Annotated in this window: 18 protein-coding genes; 5 read left to right on the top strand and 13 right to left on the bottom strand. The window is 41.1% G+C overall.

Annotation, left to right across the window (positions count from 1 at the left end; genetic code table 11):
- Nucleotides 1-477: 477 nt before the first annotated feature.
- The 3 genes from cysS to IEU65_RS06110 all read right to left on the bottom strand — a co-directional run bounded on the left by cysS (nt 478) and on the right by IEU65_RS06110 (nt 4178).
- A complete protein-coding gene (gene cysS, locus IEU65_RS06120) occupies nt 478-1887 on the bottom strand; it encodes a cysteine--tRNA ligase (protein WP_010276006.1) in 1410 nt (469 codons plus the stop codon).
- 109 nt (nt 1888-1996) lie between these two features.
- A complete protein-coding gene (gene gltX / locus IEU65_RS06115; RefSeq protein ID WP_010276010.1) occupies nt 1997-3493 on the bottom strand; it encodes a glutamate--tRNA ligase in 1497 nt (498 codons plus the stop codon).
- Between the two features lie 97 nt (nt 3494-3590).
- Nucleotides 3591-4178, bottom strand: coding sequence for a TetR/AcrR family transcriptional regulator (locus IEU65_RS06110; protein WP_010276014.1), 588 nt, complete (start codon nt 4176-4178; stop codon nt 3591-3593).
- A gap of 130 nt (nt 4179-4308) precedes the next feature.
- On the opposite strand from IEU65_RS06110, the gene IEU65_RS06105 reads away from it, so the two are divergent.
- Nucleotides 4309-5547, top strand: a complete 1239-nt coding sequence (locus tag IEU65_RS06105) for a YhgE/Pip domain-containing protein (RefSeq protein ID WP_010276018.1) — start codon at nt 4309-4311, stop codon at nt 5545-5547.
- Between the two features lie 46 nt (nt 5548-5593).
- Here IEU65_RS06105 and IEU65_RS06100 read toward each other — a convergent pair whose 3' ends face one another.
- The 6 genes from IEU65_RS06100 to IEU65_RS06075 all read right to left on the bottom strand — a co-directional run bounded on the left by IEU65_RS06100 (nt 5594) and on the right by IEU65_RS06075 (nt 10136).
- On the bottom strand, nt 5594-5824 hold the full coding sequence (locus tag IEU65_RS06100; protein ID WP_010276022.1) for a hypothetical protein: 231 nt from the start codon (nt 5822-5824) through the stop codon (nt 5594-5596).
- 14 nt (nt 5825-5838) lie between these two features.
- Nucleotides 5839-6747, bottom strand: coding sequence for a hypothetical protein (locus IEU65_RS06095; RefSeq protein WP_010276025.1), 909 nt, complete (start codon nt 6745-6747; stop codon nt 5839-5841).
- Nucleotides 6748-6885: 138 nt separating this feature from the next.
- Nucleotides 6886-8253 carry a DNA repair protein RadA gene (radA, locus tag IEU65_RS06090; protein ID WP_168441512.1) on the bottom strand — a complete coding sequence of 456 codons (1368 nt, stop codon included), beginning with the start codon at nt 8251-8253 and terminating at the stop codon, nt 6886-6888.
- A 2-nt stretch (nt 8254-8255) separates the two neighbouring features.
- Complete coding sequence (locus IEU65_RS06085) at nt 8256-9116, bottom strand: metallophosphoesterase family protein (RefSeq protein ID WP_010276032.1); 861 nt, start codon at nt 9114-9116, stop codon at nt 8256-8258.
- A gap of 16 nt (nt 9117-9132) precedes the next feature.
- Entirely contained in the window at nt 9133-9594 is a 462-nt protein-coding gene (locus IEU65_RS06080; protein ID WP_010276035.1) for an NUDIX hydrolase, read from the bottom strand.
- Complete coding sequence (locus IEU65_RS06075) at nt 9594-10136, bottom strand: dCTP deaminase/dUTPase family protein (protein ID WP_010276038.1); 543 nt, start codon at nt 10134-10136, stop codon at nt 9594-9596. The genes IEU65_RS06080 and IEU65_RS06075 overlap by 1 nt, the downstream gene beginning before the upstream one ends.
- Before the next feature lie 120 nt (nt 10137-10256).
- Here IEU65_RS06075 and IEU65_RS06070 point away from each other — a divergent pair, with 120 nt between their 5' ends.
- The 3 genes from IEU65_RS06070 (at nt 10257) to IEU65_RS06060 (ending at nt 12747) form a co-directional block, all read left to right on the top strand.
- On the top strand, nt 10257-10538 hold the full coding sequence (locus IEU65_RS06070) for a GNAT family N-acetyltransferase (RefSeq protein WP_010276042.1): 282 nt from the start codon (nt 10257-10259) through the stop codon (nt 10536-10538).
- Nucleotides 10535-11221 carry a ribose-5-phosphate isomerase RpiA gene (gene rpiA / locus IEU65_RS06065; RefSeq protein ID WP_010276046.1) on the top strand — a complete coding sequence of 229 codons (687 nt, stop codon included), beginning with the start codon at nt 10535-10537 and terminating at the stop codon, nt 11219-11221. The genes IEU65_RS06070 and rpiA overlap by 4 nt, the downstream gene beginning before the upstream one ends.
- A 95-nt stretch (nt 11222-11316) precedes the next feature.
- The gene (locus IEU65_RS06060; RefSeq protein WP_010276050.1) at nt 11317-12747 is read left to right on the top strand and encodes an aspartate ammonia-lyase; all 1431 of its coding nucleotides are present in this window, start codon (nt 11317-11319) and stop codon (nt 12745-12747) included.
- 32 nt (nt 12748-12779) lie between these two features.
- On the opposite strand, the gene IEU65_RS06055 is transcribed toward IEU65_RS06060, so the two are convergent.
- Nucleotides 12780-13718 carry a multidrug resistance efflux transporter family protein gene (locus IEU65_RS06055; protein ID WP_010276053.1) on the bottom strand — a complete coding sequence of 313 codons (939 nt, stop codon included), beginning with the start codon at nt 13716-13718 and terminating at the stop codon, nt 12780-12782.
- A gap of 116 nt (nt 13719-13834) precedes the next feature.
- Between IEU65_RS06055 and IEU65_RS06050 the strand changes: the two genes are divergently transcribed.
- Nucleotides 13835-15196 (top strand): aminotransferase-like domain-containing protein, encoded by a 1362-nt coding sequence (locus tag IEU65_RS06050; RefSeq protein ID WP_010276056.1) that lies wholly within the window; start codon nt 13835-13837, stop codon nt 15194-15196.
- An 11-nt stretch (nt 15197-15207) separates the two neighbouring features.
- On the opposite strand, the gene IEU65_RS06045 is transcribed toward IEU65_RS06050, so the two are convergent.
- The 3 genes from IEU65_RS06045 to IEU65_RS06035 form a co-directional block, all read right to left on the bottom strand.
- Nucleotides 15208-16143, bottom strand: coding sequence for a DUF1810 family protein (locus IEU65_RS06045; protein WP_010276059.1), 936 nt, complete (start codon nt 16141-16143; stop codon nt 15208-15210).
- 11 nt (nt 16144-16154) lie between these two features.
- A complete protein-coding gene (locus IEU65_RS06040; RefSeq protein WP_010276063.1) occupies nt 16155-17147 on the bottom strand; it encodes a nucleoid-associated protein in 993 nt (330 codons plus the stop codon).
- Nucleotides 17148-17230: 83 nt separating this feature from the next.
- Nucleotides 17231-20560: a BspA family leucine-rich repeat surface protein gene (locus IEU65_RS06035; protein ID WP_010276067.1), complete on the bottom strand. Its 3330-nt coding sequence runs from the start codon at nt 20558-20560 to the stop codon at nt 17231-17233.
- Nucleotides 20561-20629: the final 69 nt, after the last annotated feature.

Here is a 20629-nt window from a genome sequence, read left to right as displayed (position 1 = left end):
AATTTGTTTTTGTTACCTAAGTAACAGCCACAGATTCGTTTGTTCAAAGTTTTGTTCAGTTTTCAATGTGCTACTTATTGCCCCTTGAGACAACTATATTATCTTATCACCTTTCGCTCGCCTTTCTTTCGTTGACTTACTCAAGCTTTCGGCTCGCTCTGACTCGCTTTTGCCTGCGTCAGAACATATATTAATATACCAACTTTATCCCGCCTCGTCAACTCCTTTTTCCCTTTCTTTTACCTCCCTTTTACCCCGTTTGTCCTTTCCTCCCTCTATCTCCCTTTTCTCCTTTTACGTTCGCTTTTTACTCCCTTTTACCCCTTAATTCCTTCACCTCGTTCGCTTCATCCGCCCCGCCCTTTACCTTATCTTAATATTTTAAAAGAGAGGTTATCGTCAAAATCAAAACCGATAACCTTTGACCTGTTTTTCTTAGTCTAAGTTATCGGTTTGATTGATTGATATTTTGTTGGGTTATGCTTTATGCCAGCGCTGTCCTTGTGGCGTATCCTCTACGATAATCCCTTGGGCGTTTAATTCATCTCTCAATTGATCTGATTTTTTAAAATCATGTGATTTTCTAGCATTTGCTCTGTCATCAAATAACTGTTTCTGTTCAGGGCTTAAAGAAGTTTGTGTTTTGAGAATGTCCACACCAAATACCTGCATTAACATCTGAAGTGTTTCTAGTAGCTGATTACCAGACGATTGCTTAACCGTATCAGACTCCGCATAAGTATTAGCTAACGTTACAAGTTCAAATACAGCAGCAATTGCGTTTTGGGCGTTAAAATCATCATCCATTGCGGTCTCGAACGCAATTTTTTGGGTATTCACCGCTTGATCTATACTATCATCATGACCCGATGTGGCTGATCCCAAGCGAAACTCAAGATTCCGGTAACCTGTACGAATACGGTCTAATTCTGCGCGCGCTTGAGCCAATGTCTCTTCGGCATAGTTTATTGGTCGCCGATACTGTGTTGTCGCAAGTAAATAACGAATAGCCATTGGGTCATCATAGTTAGCCAACATATCATGCAAAGTGGTGAAATTGCCTAATGACTTGGACATTTTTTCGTTATCAACATTAACAAAACCATTATGCATCCAATAATTAACAAACTTTTGCCCCGTATGCGCTTCAGATTGCGCAATTTCATTTGTATGATGCGGAAAGGCCAAATCAATACCACCGCCATGAATATCAATGGTATCTGACAAATATTTTTGTGCCATGACCGAGCACTCAATGTGCCAACCCGGTCGTCCGTTACCCCAAGGTGATGGCCATGAAATAACGTCTGGATTTTCCTGACTTTTCCAAACTGCAAAATCAATCGGATCTTCTTTACGAGCCGTTTCTTCATCATCCAGACGCCCTGCGGCGTTTGCTTCCATTTCAGCCAAATCTTGATGTGCTAAAATGCCATAGCCCTTGAACTTTTTAGCACGAAAATAAACATCCCCTTCAACTTCATAAGCATAGCCTTTATTAACTAAGTCTTGGACAAAGGTAATAATTTCAGGAATCACCTCGGTAGCACGTGATCGAACAGTTGCAGGCTTAATATTAAGTGGCAGTGTGTCTTCATGAAAAGCATCGGCATACTTATTAGCCACTGCCATTTCTGAAATGCCCTCTTCTTGGGCGCGGTTAATAATTTTATCATCAACATCTGTGAAATTAGAGACATAATTCACATCATACCCACGATACTCAAAATAACGTCTCACCGTATCAAAGGCAATCGCTGAACGAGCGTTACCAATATGAATGTAATTATAGACCGTTGGTCCACAAACATACATGTTAATTTTGCCCGGTGTTATTGACTTGAACACCTCTTTTTCGCGAGTCAAAGTGTTGAATACCTGAATCATACATTGTCTCCTGTAAACATATTTACTTATATTATACAGGACTCGTCAAACGCTTGGGGCTTTTCATGAGGCACTGCAAACAAAAAACGCCACATCGTGGCGCCTATCGTTAGTTCAAATATTTTTGTTTAATGTCAGCCATTGTTTGTAGAACAGTATTTTTATCCAAAACTACTAACATTTCTGGTAAGTTCGGACCTTGAATTTCGTGAGTTGTGGCAATACGAATTGGATTCCACAAATTGCGACCTTTAATTTCCAAATCATTTTGAATGCCACGAATGGCTGACATGTAGTCTTCTGCTGTGGCATCATTTGGCAAAGCTGTATATGCGGCTTCCCAAGCATCAAAGACTTTACGACCATCGTCGGAAGTCAAATAGTCAACCATTTCATCAGTCACGTCACCAAGTTCAAAGAAAGGCTTGCGCACTAATGCAACGATTTCACGTGTATAGGAAATGCCATCAACCCCAGCAATCTTAATAACGTCGGCTAACCAATCTTTTTTGAGTTGCGCATCGGACTCAGAAATCAAGTCAGCATTCACTAGTTCTTGAATTAACTGTGGCATAACAGCATCTGTGTCACGGCGCATCCATTGGTTGTTAATCCATTCCAACTTCTTTTGGTCAAACTTTGCGTTGGCTTTTGATAAGCGTGTCTCATCAAACATATTTTTAAATTCTTCAAGTGAGAAAATTTCGTCCTCACCCTTAGGTGACCAGCCTAGCAAGCCAATAAAGTTAACCATTGCTTGTGGTTGGTAACCGAGTTCTTTATATTGTTCGACAAATTGCAAAACATTTTCATCACGCTTTGACAATTTTTTACCCGTCTCACCATTGATAATCAATGCCATGTGCCCAAACTTTGGCACGTCCCAACCTAAAGCATCGTAAATCATCATTTGCTTTGGTGTATTGGAAACGTGATCATCACCACGCAAAACGTGAGATATCTTCATCAAATGATCATCCACTACCACGGCAAAGTTGTAAGTTGGCATGCCATCAGCTTTTTGAATGACCCAATCACCACCAACTTCCTTGGCACCAATTTCAATGTGACCCTTAACAATATCGTCCCACGCAAAAACTTTTTCCTCTGGTACGCGGAAACGCACAACCGGCTTAAGCCCTTGCGCCTCAAATTCAGCATACTTAGCTTCGCGTTCTTCGTTAGTCAAGCCTTCATATTCATAAATATAATGTGGTGCTTGTTTGGCAGCTTGTTGTGCTTCGCGCTCTGCAGCTAGTTGTTCTGATGTTTTGTATGACTTGTAAGCTTGTCCATTGGCTAGCAAAGCATCAATAAATTCTTGATAAACACCCTGTTCATTACGTTCCGATTGGCGATAAGGACCATAATCTCCTGGCTTATCAGGACTTTCGTCCCAATCCAAACCAAGCCAAGCTAGGTTATCCAGCTGTGATTTTTCACCGTCAGCAATGTTACGTGCTGAATCTGTATCTTCAATACGAATAATGAATGTGCCGTTATAATGGCGCGCAAAAAGCCAGTTAAAAATTGCAGTTCTCGCGTTACCAATATGTAAATGTCCCGTTGGTGACGGCGCATAGCGGACACGAATGTCTTCTGTCATGTGTTATCAATCTCCTATTTGTGATGTAATCACGATTTGTCTAGCTACTAGTATACAACAATCAGTAAGCTAGTTCCAATAGCAAGGCGAATGCTATTCATACTGATAAACTTTTGGCAAAAAAACGAATTTGTTTGTCATAAAAATCTTCAGGTGGCGTCACTAAATCGGGATTTTCAAAGCGAATAGCTGCTAAAAAGTAACCAAAATTTAGCCAAATCATATTCATAGTGGCTGCTTCAATGTCGACTTGGTCACTAATTTTGTGTTGTGCGCGCATATCCGTAAAATATTCTCTTAACATTTGCTTGAATTGGAGGGGTATTTCTTCAACTGCTCGGCTCATTTCTGGCATTCTAAATGATTCTTGGACCCCAACTAGAACGATTTCTTGATGATTGGCTTGAAATTCTTGATAAGTTTGAGACATCGTCATCAAATCTTTTTCGACGTCACCGATGACAACCATGCCATCAAAAATGGTCGATAAGTCGTGCAAATGACGCTCGACAACAGCTGAAAGCAATCCTTCTTTATCAGTGAATTTACGAAATATCGTACTGGGATTAACACCAGCCACTTCGGCTGTCTTATTGATAGTTGCCGATTGATAGCCACCCTGAATTAACAAAGTAATGAAAGCATTTAAAATCAAATCTTGTTTTGATGTTGGATTAGTTGTCATATCACACCTCTTCTTAGCTATATTATCATATTTCTATTTTAAAAGACTGTTATTCATAAATGCAAGCAAGCACTTGCATGCAGAACATAATAGTGCTATTCTGTTGTCAGCAAATAAAAAGGAGAGCCACATGAATTTCAAAAAATTTCTGCTCAACAAGGGTGTGATTGGCGCACTCATCATCGTTTTATTTTACGGATTATTAATGGTCGGTATTTATTTTTCTGGCTACAAAGCGGTTCCTAGTAAAATTGATCAATTACCCGTCGCCGTCGTTAGTCAAGACAAAGATAGCACAAAGCTCGCTCATCAACTAGAAGACGCTTTGCCATTTAAACATATCAAGAAAAATCTCAGTTTGTCCGAAGCAAAAGCGCAACTTAATGATCGTAAAATTTATTTGATTATTAACGTTCCCCAAAACTTCAATGCTAATTTGAAAAAAATAGATGGCAAAAGTACAGCCAAATTAAAGTTTTATATCAACTATGCTAATCCAACGACTGCCGTCTCTGCTATGGAAACCGTGTCAAAATCAGTTGGTGCCAAGGTACAAAAAAATGTCTTACTTCAGCAAGGCAAAGGCGTCTTATCAGCAGCAACCCTGTCTCAATTAGAAACCGAAACAAAATCTTTGATTGCAGCAAATCCTACTCAAAAGGACGCTATTTTAGCAAAAGCCAAGGCAACCCAGCAAGCAGCAACTACAAAAATTAACCAAACCTACGCTAATGTTGCCAAATCATACCAATATGATATTGTGAAGGTCAACAAAGTGCCAACCGGCATGCAACACAGCATGGCACCTTTCTTTATGTCACTATCTTTCTATATTGGTTCAATGATTGCAGCCATGCTCATTGTAATGGCATATAAATCATTTGCACCATTAATTGGTCGTTGGCGGTCGTATGTTTACACTGAAATCGCTATTGTTATGATTGCCATGTTTGCACCTCTATTGATTGTTGGTCTCAGCAAGAGCATGATTCATTTCAGCACGAACGTCTATTGGCAACTATGGTTTTCACACACACTAGAATTGTTCGCAGCCCTAAACGTCAACTTAATTTTCTCATTGATATTAGGTCAGCTGGGTATCATGATCAATATGCCATTCATGCTGACGCAAGTTGTGTCTGGTGCTGGCTTAATTCCACGTCCGATTTTACCTGGATTTTTCAAAGCCATGAGTAATATTTCACCTTGTTTTTATTCGATTCGCGCTGATTACAACATTTTGTACGGTGGCAATCACACAGAAACACTCTGGCTTCAACTTTTCGCCATTGGCATTGTGACAATAGTAATTCATCTGATCATTGTCGCATTTCAAAAGAATAAAAACCCACTTATCGACGTCGCTTAGAAGTTGCAAAAAGGACCACATTCCCATAGATGCAGTCCTTTTTGATTTATAAATTATGTGTCACGTTTTTGTTGGCAACGTCATTGTCTTTAAGCTGGCGTTTCAGTTGCTTGAGTTCACGATCGGAATTAGCTAAGAGGTAGCCACCACAACCATAAATAGCAGCTTCTGCTAAAGAAATTAGATTATGGAAATATGATGTTGCTATAATTGCCACAACAGTGACTGCAAAATAAATTCCCCAACGTCCTGAAAAAAAATTTTTTGTATATTTCATTTTTATTTTCCCCGTTAATATTTAGTAGCTTTACCAACACCTACCCATTTGGCACTTACATTATAATCACAAGACCAACCACCGTAAAAATCTTGACGAATATAATTCAGTCCTCCGGGCCAATTATTTGGCGTTCTGGAGTCAGAACCCTCCGGAACACTGAGCGCCTTTTCAGGGCTTTCCCAGGAATCATTATAAAACCAATCATGTATATGGGGATCAACTGTCTGAGCCATAGGATTTTGATTATTAGTTGTCACTAAGCCAAATCCACGATCCGTTACTTTGTCTGCTGCATCTCGATATTCAGAACAAACATGGTTAAAATCATTGGCATCAATTTTTGCCATTACGCTTAACAACCAGCCAAGCTCTGGAACTTTTGCTAACAAATCAGATACTACTGAACCAACTGGTTTTGAAGAAGCAATCGCTGCCTTCATTGCAGAATACAATTTGATTGTTTGAGCATAATTCCACGCTTCAGCTTGCAAAAGTGCGACATGTCCTTTATTTTTATCCCACGCGTTATTTGGAACCACAACACCACCATTAGCAGAACTCATCAAGACTTGATTGCCATTTCCCCGCGTGACTGCCTTATTAAACAAATCATTTTTGTCTATCTTTTCCCATTTTCCATTCGTATGAGGAATCAACAAATAATCATCTGTGTTAATTAACGAAATATCCTTGTTACCCTCAATCGCCGGTGAAGTATCTCCTTTTGAATTACCATCATCATGTTCAATATTTTGGTCAGAAATATTTATTTGTTTACCATTATCCATTGTGTAACTTTTGCTTGCCTTGACGTCATTATCATAACTGATACTCTTATCAGCAAATGCTGTAGATAACGGCGAGATGGCTAGAAAAACAACCAAAGCTCCCACTACCTTATTCACAATTTTTCTTGTCATATTTCTTCTCTTTTCTTTAACATAAACTTCATTATTACACCCTTTTATGAATTTTCAACGACTATTTTGATATTTTTTTGTGAAATCATTCTCATTTTTTGACAAAATAAAAAGCCAGTTAAACTGGCTTTTTAAATATTACCCTAGCGCAATTTTAAGCGCTTCGCTCAAGGTTGCGACGCCAACGATTTGAATATCACGCGGCTTGGTAATCCCATTTAAATTGTTTTTTGGTACAATTGCGCGTTTGAAACCAAGCTTTTTTGCTTCTTTTAAACGCCCTTCAATATCAGCAACACTGCGCACTTCACCAGTCAAACCAATTTCACCAATAAATACATCACTAGATTGTGACTCTTTATCATAGTAAGAACTCGCAATCGCAATTGCAATTGCCAAATCAATGGCTGGCTCATCAAGTTTGACGCCCCCAGCCGCCTTCAAATAGGCATCTTGATTTTGCAGTAGCAAATTAGCACGTTTCTCAAGCACAGCCATAATAAGTGACACACGGTTACGATCTAATCCAGCAGCGGTCCGTTGCGCATTCCCAAATACAGTCGGTGTGACCAAGGCCTGCAGCTCAACCAAAATTGGGCGTGATCCTTCTAATGCCACCACAATGGCCGATCCGGTTGCACCAGCCAAGCGCTCCTCAAGGAAAATTTCAGAAGGATTAGCAACCTCAATTAACCCACCATCACGCATTTCAAAAATGCCTAATTCGTTAGTCGCCCCAAAACGATTTTTGACAGCACGTAGAATACGGTATTTGTAGTGACTATCACCTTCAAAATATAATACCGTATCTACCATGTGTTCCAAAATTTTTGGTCCCGCAATAGCACCATCTTTGGTCACATGACCGACGATAAAGATGGAAATATTATTGGTTTTGGCGATTTGCAGCAAATCAGCCGTCACCTCACGAATTTGTGAGACCGAGCCAATGGCGGACGTGATATCTGGCTCTTGCATTGTTTGAACCGAATCAATCACCACAAAATCCGGCTGTAAACTTTCAATTTGTTTTTTGATAGCCGTCATATCCGTTTCCGGATAAAGGTAAAATTCGTCATGCCCAACGCCCAAACGATCAGCGCGCAACTTAACTTGGGTCGCAGATTCCTCACCGGTTACATACAAAACACGACCCGCTTGCTCCAATTGCCCTGACACTTGGAGCAATAACGTTGATTTACCAATACCCGGATCGCCACCAATCAGTACCATTGATCCCGGTACGACACCGCCACCAAGGACACGATTTAACTCCTTTAGTTGCGTTGCCACCCGTGGGGTCGCCTCAGACGTTACTTCGTTAATTTTTTCAACTTTGGCCGTTCGACCATCAAGGCTGACACGGCTCTTGCGATCATTGGTTTCTGGTTGAATTTTTTCTTCAACTAATGTCCCCCACTCACCACAATTCGAGCAACGCCCAAGATAACGAGCTGATACAAACCCACAATTAGTACATATAAATTGCGTTTTAACTTTAGCGATAGTTATTCTCCTTTCAGCTGTTGATAAAATGACTGGGCTTGCGCTTGATACTCTGGAAAACGTTTGTCCGCCGCCAAACTATCAGCGTCACGTGTAAATTGACCTGTTTTTAACATTCGAATATAGGACTCAGAAAATGGCCAGTCAGCTTGCTGGGCACGCGCTATTTCAAGTGATGTATCATAATTGACCCGTCGAAAATCAGCACTCGCCACGCCAACAATATCGTCTAATGTCAATAACAAATACTGTGCAATCATACCTTGTTGCGTCAGTTGATACGATTGTCCCACTGTCCCAGTATTCAAAATACGGTGCATCCGATATGGCTCATAAACAATGTTGTCACATCGCATGATTTGAGCATGAACATGCGCATATATTGCCATGTCCGCATCACTACCTTGAAATACTTTATCAAAGTTGGCTTGTGGTGCGTCGGGCGATAAATCACCACCATAATTCTTATTGGGCTGATTATGCATGAGGTCAATTTTTAACCCTGCGCGTTCAACACGACGCTTAATTGGTAACTGCCTAATTTGATCAATCTCTGACTGATTAAATGCCGCATATTCGCGTGACATCCAAGCCAAAAAGGCAACGTCCTTAGCATTACCAAAATCTATTGGTTCGCCAGCTTCAATTTCAAAATAAGTTGATTCCCAGTTGCCTTGTAAGAAAACCGTAGTATTCTCCTGTTGCAGCAAATGGTAACTCGCTACCGTGCCAGGGCCAAACGTTGTGATATCACCTAATGACCAAAACTCAGTCACCCCATTCGCCTTGGCATCAGCAATCACAGCCTCTAAAGCTGTTAAATTACCATGAACATCTGCTAAAACACCTATCTTTTGTTGCATGTGATGAATTGCTCTCCTAATCTTGATTCATGAGGTGGATTGGCGCAGTAGGTAATTCACGTATAACCGCCTGCAATGCTGTTGGCTTAAAGTCAGCTAAATCATTGGTATCACGCCATATTACAGTTTGCTCCCACGCATCTTTAGCAAATAACTTGGTCTGATCAGCCTGCTCAACCAGCCAAGTGAAATTAATTTCATTCGTCTGCTTGCCACGAAAAACAAACAAATTTTCTGTGATGGCAATCAATCGTACCGGTCGGACGTGAATGCCCATTTCTTCAGCAAATTCTCTAACAATGGCAACTTGACTTGTTTCGTCAAACTTAATTTTGCCGCCCGGTAGGGCTGAAAAATGATGGTCGTTGTCGACATTAACCGCCACCTGATGTTGTTCGTTAAAAAAGGCGCCTGTCACGCGCAACTTAAAATCGTGTTCAACCCCTCGCCAAACAATATCTGTCGCCTCATCTGCCATTAATTTTGACCCGTTGACCCAAATCCGCCTTGTCGTTGTTGTTTGGCAACTTGATCGTCCCCGTCAGCTAACAAGTATGGTAAGAAAATGCCTTGACCAATACGTTCACCTTTTTTGATGTGAACATCTTTGATGCCAAAATTAATGAACTGGAAGAAAATTTCCCCTTCGTTAGCGTCATTATTATAGTAGTCGGCGTCTACAATGCCAATTGCATTTGGCATCATGATACGCTTTTTGATTGGACCGCTAGAACGTGACACAAGCTGTAAATATTCGCCCTCAGCCATATATGCTTTAATACCAGTAGGCACCAAAACAGGCTTTAAAAGGTCTTGTAAATCGGCATCATCACGGATACCTTTTAGTTTACCAAGGGATAAAATGTTGAGTCCCTTAAAAAAAGGATTACTCAAAACGCTTGGCAAGGTAACGTCTGCTGATGCTTCAAAATCATATCCAGCCGCTTGTGTTGTGCTTCGCTTAGGCAAGTTTAAACCAGCATTAGCATATTGACTTACTATTTCAAAACCACGTGTCATCTTTCAAATACCTCATTAATTGTTTATATTTCATTATACGTTATTTTGGTCAAATTTTAGACAGCATTTTTGTCACTTAACTGCTCTTCTATTGTTATAATGTAGACAGAGGAAATCATTATGGACTTTCAACATGAAAATGGTCGTTATTTTTTGGAAAAAGACGGCAAAACAATTGCAGAAGTGCTCTATACCACAATTAATGATGGCAAAACCTTGTCACTTAACTCGACAATTGTTGACCCGTCACTACGTGGTCAAGGCGTCGCACGCCAGTTAGTCGATACTGTCGTCCATGAAGCACAAACCAATGGTCAGACAGTGAAACCCGTCTGCTCGTACGCGCGCACTTTGTTTTTCCGCAATCCCGACATTTATCAGGAGATTGAATACAAGTCATGAGTTCAACACAAGATTTGCAAAAGATTATTGCTGGCCGACGTGCCGCTGAATTTGTTCAAGATGATATGGTGGTTGGCATCGGTTCTGGTTCAACCATTGCCCACGTTATCACGGCATTGGGTGAGCGTGTTGCCAATGAGAATCTCAAAATTGTTGGCGTCCCAACTTCCGAGAAAACCCGTCGTAATGCGGCTAAGCTAGGCATTCCCATGTATAATGTCGATGATGTCGACAAAATTGATTTGACGATTGATGGTGCCGACCAAGTGGCCGACGACTTTTCAGCCATTAAAGGTGGCGGAGCCGCTCTCTTATGGGAAAAAATTGTTGCTTTCAATTCACGTGAAAACATCTGGGTCATTGACCAAACCAAACGTGTCCCAAAACTCGAACAATATTTACCCGTGGAAGTCATTCCTTATGGTTCTGAACAATTGTTCAAGCGCTTTACCGCAGATGGATTCCACCCAACTTGGCGATTAGACCAAAATGGTAATCCTGTCCGAACCGATTCGGCAAACTTCTTGATTGACTTGCATTTGCCAGTCATTGAAGACCCAAGGGCTTTGGGTGAAGAACTTATTGGTATGGTTGGTGTTGTCGAACACGGTTTGTTCACCGATGTCGTCAATCAAATTGTGATTGGTCATGAGAATAACGTTGAAATTATTAAGGCACCTTGAGGGGCCTTTTTTTGATGTCACAAAACATAACATAGATAATTGGTATACTCGATCTATGCGGTAAACTATTCTCATAACCTGCAAGGAGAACCAACATGCGTACAGAATCAGATTCACTTGGTCAGATCGAACTACCCAAAGATGTCTACTTTGGTGTTCATACCCAGCGAGCTTTGAATAATTTCCCGATTTCAGATAATGTCACTCACCCAGAAATTATTCGCGCCTTTTTGGAAATTAAGCAAGCAGCTGCCCAAACAAATGCCACGTCAGGAAATTTAGATCGTTCTATTGCCAAGCATATTGTTAGCGCAACTAAATTACTTCTCAAGCAACCAATTGATTCTCGTATGTTTCCCATTAGTGACATTCAGGGTGGTGCTGGTACAAGCACCAATATGAATGTCAATGAAGTCATTGCCAACATTGCATTAGAGCAAATTGGGCGCGCTCGTGGCGACTATCAACGCATCAATCCCAATGATCATATTAATATGGGTCAAAGTACCAACGATACCTATCCAAGCGCTGGCAAAATTGCCTTGATTCGTCTGCTGACACCACTATTTGAATCATTAGAATCGCTAGTTGACGCACTTGGCAACAAAGCTGACACGTTCTCTACGACTTACAAAATGGGTCGCACACAGTTACAAGACGCCGTACCAATGACGCTTGGTAATAGTTTTCATGCATGGCTAAAGCCTTTACGACGTGATATGCTACGGATTACAACCGCCCGCGATGCGCTATATATGCTTAATATGGGCGGCTCGGCCATTGGTTCAGGTATCAATGTCAGCTATCACTATCAAGTCCACATCGTCCCAAACCTTGCTAGTATCACCAACTTGCCTTTGACACAGGCACATGATTTATTTGACGCCACCTCTAATTTAGATAGTTTTGTGGCGCTATCAGGTGCTCTTAAGTCACTGGCGGTCAACCTATCAAAAATGTCAAATGATCTAAGACTTATTAGTTCCGGTCCACGTTCTGGTCTCCATGAAATCAATCTACCGGCTAAACAAGCCGGTTCTTCCATCATGCCTGGTAAAGTTAACCCAGTCATTCCAGAAGTAGTCAACCAAGTCGCTTTTGAAATGATCGGTTTTGACGCGACCATTACAGCAGCGGCGGAGGCTGGACAGCTTGAGCTCAACGCTTTTGAGCCCATTATCTTCAAAAGTCTGATTGCCGGTATTGAACATTTGACCCGTGCAATGGATACACTACGTATCAATGCGGTTGATGGTATCACCATTAACAAATCACGTTTGTCACAGGATATTGATTTGTCAGCTAGTTTTGCCACCGCAATGGCACCAATTATCGGCTACCAAGAAGCTGCCAAAATTGCTAAAGAATCCCTACGTACTGGCAAATCGCTACGCCAGATCGCTGAAAATAAAGGTGTCTTCAGTGAAGATGAACTGGCACATATCTTCAAGGTGGAAGACATTGTCATCAACGCCCGAACACCAGAGCATGGTCTCGTGTTGCATGCCCCCAAAGCCAAAGCATAGTCAAACCCAAAGTAGTCAGAGGACTACTTTTTTTAATCGCGCAAACTAATCCCAACAATACCGACAATAATCACCAAAACGCCCCAAAATTGCCAGCCAAACGAGAACGGATGATGTAAAACAATCACGCTCAAAATGATTGAAAAAACTAATTCCATCGCTTGTGTTGCTTCAACTTTGGCTAATGATTTGATGTTCTTAAAAACCATTGAGGTTGCGTGGAAAAAGAGTGCCGTAGCAATAACACCTGAAGACAGCGCCACCAGAAAAGTTGCCATAACTGTTTTGCTGCTAGGGGTGCCGTTGACAACAAAACTAATCCCCGCAAGCAATAGCCAAGTCGGTGTTGTACAAATCAACATCCCCCAGATTCGCTCAATCCCACTCGTTTTGGGCGCTATCATCATGACTTGACGATTTCCCAAAGGATAACAAATCGCCCCAACAAGAATTGCCAACAAGGCTAAGTAGATATGCCCAGTGATATGAATTGTCCCCATATATTGCATGACCGTCATCAACACACCAGCCAAAATTAAACCCATCCAAGGCAAGCTTTGCCACGGAAAAGGAACTTTTGGTCTTGACGTCTTCCCTTTAACACCTAAATTGAGCAATGGTGTCGTCAAAACACCACAAACAATTGTGCTTTGCCAGACGCTTGCCACCAACCAGCCCGGCAAATATGCGCTTGCTAAGCATAATGGGACATAAAACAGCACAAAACAAAAATGACTCCACACCCACCATGACACCGGTTGCCGACTGATTGCTTGCTTCACGTGTTTAAATGACCCACCGAGTGGTACTAAAATAACAGCCATCATGGGCAACATCCACAAAAATCGCAGCGACGCAGACCATAGCCAAAAACCGTTTTTGTTCGCAATAATTTCATTGAAAATAAAGGTCAGTGAGAAAAAGAAGGCAGCTAGCACACCAATGAGAATGGCTTTGACACTTATTTTCATACATAAACCCTCCTTTTTCTGATTACTAACAAGTTACCAGTAAATACAAAAGCATACAATAAAAATATTGTATGCCTTATAATGTTTAATAATCACAGATACTTAGGAGAACAACCATGAATGATGACTTGTCTTGGGTGCCAAGCGAATTACCTTTGCAACCACCGCTTTACCAATCGCTGTATCAAAGCATTCAAAACGACATTGAAAACGGCATGCTGCCACCCTATAAACAGCTACCTTCCCAGCGAGAACTATCCTATTTTTTAGACATTCACTTCACAACTGTCACACATGCTTATGAATTGGCAATCAAACAAGGACTACTCTACTCAGAAAAAGGTCGTGGTACTTTTGTATCGCCTAATGGTGTGCGCGACAATACAATTCAAGCACAAAATAACGCATCACATATCAGCGATTTGGGTATTCTCAATATGGGATCCACGCCTAATAGTCTTGCAGAAAACACTATCAAACTAGCTATGTCACACGTCACATTAGCAACTTTGTCACGCTACTCTACCAACGCTTTTGACGACCAACAGTACCGCCAAATTTGCCAGCAGTGGTTTGATTATTTACAGGTGCCCATGAACAAAAATCAATCAACTTTGATTACCGGCGGCGGGCAGAGCGGCTTGGCAGTCATCTTATCTGGCTTATTCAAACCTTATGACACAATCGTCGTTGATGAATACACCTATTCAAATTTCATTGAATTGGCGAAAACACTGCATATTAAACTGTTGGCCATTGCACAAAATCAAGACGGCATGGATCTCGTTGCACTCGAACACTTACTCACCACTCAAAAAATTAACGGTGTTTACGTCATGCCATTTTTATCCAATCCAACCAATCGTTCCATGCCACTGATTCGGCGTCAACAGTTAGCACGATTGAGTAGGCAACATGATTTTATTATCATTGAAGATGACTATTTGAGACACTTAAATACACAAAAATTGCCTGCCATAATTGATTTAGCACCACAAAACACAGTTTATATCACTAGCTTTTCTAAAATTGTTGCGCCCGGTTTGCGCGTCGCCTTTCTCTTGTATGCCCAGCAATTTGATCGACAATTGCGTCATTCATTTACTAATTTAAATTTGCAAGAACCGACGCTAGACTTTGCCATTATCCGCTATCTGATTGAACATCATCTTATTGAACCTTTAATTCATTACCAAAGTGAACAAATAGAACGTCATGTTGCTGTTTTTCGTGAAATATTTGATTTCAGCGCCCCCAGCAGCCCTTTTCAATGGGTCAAAATTAATCCTAAGTTGGAAATTGGAAAAGTTAAAGACGATTTGGCGCAACAAAAAATCCATGTGCTGTTGAGCCCCCAATTTCAAGCTGGTGGCTGGCGGTCGCACAGGGATTATTTTGTCAGAATTGCAATTGCAGGTATTAGCGATACAGCGCAACTGCAACACATACTGTTACGCCTTAAACCTATCATCAGGTAAGCAGGCGTTGTTTATTTTAACAGTGCTAACGTTGGCTCATGTAAGCGCCCGTTGAAATATTTCACCAATGCACGTTGGTACAGTTCAGAATTGTCTGCGACTTTACCAAACAATGTCAAACTTGCTTGGAATTTTTGCGCATCGACTTCACCAAATAATGCCACCGGATCAGAGTCAGGCAAATTCAGAGTGGTCATGACAATCGTTTCTAAACGCTCACGCAATGTATCATCAGCAAGATAATCGTTGGCTTCTTGTTCGCCATCAATACCATAATACATTGCACGCGCGCTGCTACCCAAACCTTTTAATTGTGGTAGCACAAACCACATCCAATGGGTTTGTTTTTGCCCATTGGTTAATTCTTGAAGTGCATCTTGATAGGAATTCACACCAATGATTTCACCATTTTGGGCGTCAAGAAAGCGTTGTAGGATACTATCAACCGTCAATGTGTGCGCTTGACCGGTTGCTTTGTATTGCTGATACACTCTAAAAACAGCGTCCCCAGAAAACGTTAGCGGTGTGTGGGCAATTGTCTTTGGCGACATCCAACGCTTAGCGTCAATTTCAGTGTCATCAATTTGGGATAACTCATCATCCCACGCTGTTAACAAATAAATCGTTGTGTAGAGCTTCGTGCGGTCACCATTGGGATAATGGGCAACATAGTGGCGCCCTGATACTGTTCCTATCAGTTGTAATTGTTGTGGATCCGCAACGATACCACCTTCTTCAAGCGATTCACGCGCTGCATTTTCCTGCCACGACATTTCTGGCTCAACGTAGCCACCAGGGAAAGCCCACGCATTGAAATCACGATTAAAGACCATCAATAGCTCGCCTTTTTGATTTTCAATGACGGTGTCAGTAGTGGCCGTCACCAATTCAAATTCATGACCAACTTTTTCACGTATCTTAGCAATATAAGAATCTTGATAGGGCATCTTTTTCCTCCTTAAACGCTGAACTTGTTGACAATAGACGCAATGTCTTTGAGCACCAACGACATCGTACCATCCGCATTATTGATAAATTCGACTTTACTATGATCTTGATAAATATCAATCGGAATAGATAATTCAATACCGGAATCCAATTTAAACTTTTGGACGCGATACTTTTTCTCGTATTTGGTCGTGTTGGGGACAGCAACAGCCTTTGGAATCGCCTTTTCGGTCACTTTTTCAGTGTATTCTTGCTTTGCACTGATATTATTGGTGAAAACTTTTTCGGCGATCATGTCAGTGTCAATTTCACCAGTCGCCTCAATGCTATCATGGATAACGGTTTGTGTGATGGCGAGCGCTTCATGCTCTGGTTCGTCGTATTTTTCAGCGATGTTTTTAACTGTGCGCTTAATCGTTTGAATATTTTCTTTTACCGAAATGTCAGGTTTTATTTCGAGGAATTTTTCGGAAAAATATGGCACGCGGTGACCATCAATGAGGTATTTCTTTTCTAGCAGTTGATAACTATCATCGTTTAAATCAACCAATATTGCTTCACTGACCGTTTGCGTCGCAGCGGGCAAAACCGCTTGATTTAGCACCAAGTTATTCACCATTTTGTCGTCTTCGTATTCGACAGCATGTGCATAACGTGGCGCAAAATCCAACTTTATCAACCCAAATACAGGTCCTTCGTCCATCGTCGCTTGAAAACTCAACAAATCGCCGGGGTGAATTGCTTCACTACCAGCCATTGTGTCAAATAATTTAGCAGCGAGTTGCGTGGTCATGGTCGCAAAATCATCTTGCGCCAAACTTTGTTTGAGATAATTGTCAGCGGTGAGATGTCCTGTCTTGATATCACCTTGCATCACCTTGGCGACAATCTTGTCAATATAATCATGAACGCCGGCGTTATCAACGTTCATTTCAGCTTGGGAAGCAATTAAACTACCTGTGTTCGTATCTAAAATATGCAAAATGGCATGTTGAATAATCATCGTAATGTCTGTTTTGTGTGGTTAACACGCAAAAAGTCCTTTATCTATTTTCTTCATTGTACCATTTTCACTCATTACTGTTATTACTCTGGCGTGTCACTTAACGTCCAAGTTAATTCTGATTCTAGTTGTTTGCCTAATAAATTGGTCGACAAGGGAGCATTAGGGTTCAACCAAATGCTGAAATTTTTGGTGGTGTCATGATTAAAAGCAATGTTCTTGGTCCCAGTCGCTGATGTGCCCGACCAGAAACTGCTAGCACTCGTTGATAAATCATTACCGCCATATTTAATCTTCAAATTTGACTTGGCAATCGTAGCTGATTCACCATCAGTTGCCCAATCACTTGTTTGCGCCACGGTAACATGATACGTTTTACTGCTGTCTAAACCTTCTAAAGCTACTGAACCAGTTGCCATGTTGGTTGCCAACGGACTATTGCCATTAAAGAAGTCATTGGCTGCTAACATGCCAAAATTAATGCTATCAACTGATACAATACTTGGCGAAGCTTGATTCTTGTTCGCCCAAACATACGTTACCGGTCGAACCGCATTTTCCCACATTGCAGTGGTAGAAACCTTGTCACCTTTTGGATTCAAGGCAGTGCCATTACCAACAATCTGCCAAGCCGCATCATTCGTGACGTAACTTGTGCCAGGAATCGTTGTCCCAGCGGCTGGTGCTGCTTCAAATCCGGGGTCGTCTGGGAATACTGTCTGTTCACCAAGCTTAACTTGCCAAAGGTTGCTGGCTTGTTCAGATTCAGGATCAAGCACTGACATCGCGCTAAACATGAACATAACTGGCGAATCAGTACCTAATCCATCCTCCGGACTGTTTTTTAACCCAGATAAATTAAATGAACTAATGTCTAAAGTCTCTATGAAACTTGCTAGAAACATTGCTTGCATATTTTCCACGCTCGCTGTATTGAAATGTGATAGATTTAAGTGCCTCACGCCATTCAATGCAAACATAGCAAACATATTTTTGACATTACTAGTGTCAAAGTTAGACAAATCTAACGCCGTCAAGTTAGTCATCATTAGAAACATACCTGCCATATTCTCGACCTTATCAGTATTGAAATGACTCAAATCAAGACTATTCAGTGATAATTCTGAAAACATAAAACTCATATCCGTTACTTTATCCGTGTTAAAACCACCAATATTCAACGTTGACAAACTATATAATCCTTCAAACATTCTACTCATATTCTCAACATTACTAGTATCCAGATTTGTACTATCAAATGAAGTTAAATTTTCAAGACCAGCGAACAAATTACTTGAATTCACTGGCGCTGCAATGTCAGCATCAAATCTAATGGCAGTGACTGATTGTATTAAACTAAAACTCCAACCAAAAGTATTTTGCAAATTGTCATAAACTGGCTCAGCCAGCGCTGTGGGCGAGCCATCTTCAGACTGATAAAAAGTCAAAACACCATCATCTGGATTCAAATACCACGGTGAATTACCATTAACACCACGCCACTTTTCAATATGTTCCCAAACGTATGTTGTTGTAACTGCACGGCTATCACTTGGAATGTCAGCACCGGAAATCTCAGCCCCAGTCGGCGCATGATCAGTCCCCTCACCAACAATTTGCCAGCACTTGCCACTCACGTAATCGTTGCTGGCTCCCGGAATAGTCGAACCCACAGTTGGATTCTGAATATTGGCGTTGTCATGAAATGTTTCGTTTGCGCCAAGTGTTAGTTTCCATAAGCTACGATTATACGTATATAGCATGTTTTCAACGGTACACCCTTGGGCGAATATAAAATGACTCAAATCCAGTGCCTGCACATTTGTTTGATAAAACATGTAGTTCATGTTGGTCACTTCACTGGTATCAAAGCTATTAACGTCAATTGTCGCTGCGTCCGAATAATAAAACATGTAACTCATATTAGTCACCGCACTGGTGTCAAAACTATTCAAGTTTAATGTTGTTGCTTTTGAACCAGCGAACATGTAACTCATATCAATGACTTTACTAGTGTCAAAGTTACTCAAATATAACGTGGTTGCCACTGAATTATAAAACATGCCACTCATATCCGTCACTTCACTGGTATTAAAGCCACTCAAGTCTAGCATTGTCGCTTTTGAACCACAAAACATGTAATACATATCATTTACTTTACTGGTATCAAAACCACTCAGGTCTAGTGTGCTTGCTTTTGAACCATAAAACATATACCTCATACTAGTGACTTTACTAGTGTCAAAACCACTCAAATTAATCGTCGTTGCAGCTGAATTATAAAACATGGCGTTCATATTCGTTACCGACCCGGTGTTAAAACCGCTCAAGTTGAGCGTTGTTGCGGCTGAATCAGTAAACATGTACTGCATATCAGTAACCGCATTCGTGCTAAAACTACTGACGTCAATCACCGTTGCTTTTGAACCACCAAACATGTGTGTCATATTAGTTACTTCACTGGTATTAAAACTGCTCAAGTCGAGCGTTGTTGCGTCTGAATAAGCAAACATGTACTGCATATCAGTGACCGATTTCGTTTTAAAATCACTCAAGCTGATCGTCGTTGCGTCTGAATAAGCAAACATATTTCTCATGTCGGTAACCGCACTCGTGTCAATGCCACTCAGATTTAGTATGCTGGCTTTTGAACCTTGAAACATATAACCCATATCAACGACCGATTCCGCGTCAAAACTACTGACGTCAATCGTCGTTGCAGCCGAATACGCAAACATCCAACGCATATCAGTTACTTTACCAGTATCAAAGTTACTCACGTCTAGTGTGCTCGCTTTTGACTCATAAAACATGTCGACCATTGTCGTCACTTCTGATGTATCAAGATTCGCGCTATCAAACTTTTCTAAATTGGGTAAATACATGAACATACTATGACTATCTGAAGGTAGCTTGGCACCAGTTGAAAATTTTATTTTCTTAATCATTGAGACATAGCTTGCGAACTCGGTAGAATTATTAATGGCACCCTCTGCCAACGTTCCCGCTCCAAACTCCAAAATGCCGGTATCTGGGTCCAGCGTATATGGTGACGTCCCATAAGTCCCTGTGATTGTCTCAGTTGCTTTTAACTGTGGTGCTAACGTCGGTTCACTTATTTTTTCTTTTTGCGCTACATCCGGCTTATCTGTCTCAGGCACAGGGTCAATCTTTGGTTCTGGCTGGACTTCAGCTTCTGCTTTATCATTATCAACCGAGGTACTAACCTCAGACTGTCTTTTTGGCATTTTAAAAACTTTATCCAGCAATGCAGCCGTTTTTGTTTTATCGTGTGTTGCCGATTTCAGATTAGATTGCTCAGCAGCCACGGCAGCTACCATTTGTGCTGGGCTTGCGCCAACCAGTAACAAAGTTATCGTTAATAAGATGGCTTTTCTAACATATTTTTTCATGCAGCATACTCCCAGTTTTATCGTCATCATTTAGTATAAAGTGGGGGGGTGAAAGAAATTTGCGCAAAA

The sequence above is a fragment of the Leuconostoc pseudomesenteroides KCTC 3652 genome (genome assembly GCF_014634745.1).
GTDB classification, from domain to species: domain Bacteria; phylum Bacillota; class Bacilli; order Lactobacillales; family Lactobacillaceae; genus Leuconostoc; species Leuconostoc pseudomesenteroides.
The sequence above is the reverse complement of the archived record's forward strand: the minus strand, read 5'-3'. Positions and strand labels throughout refer to the sequence as shown.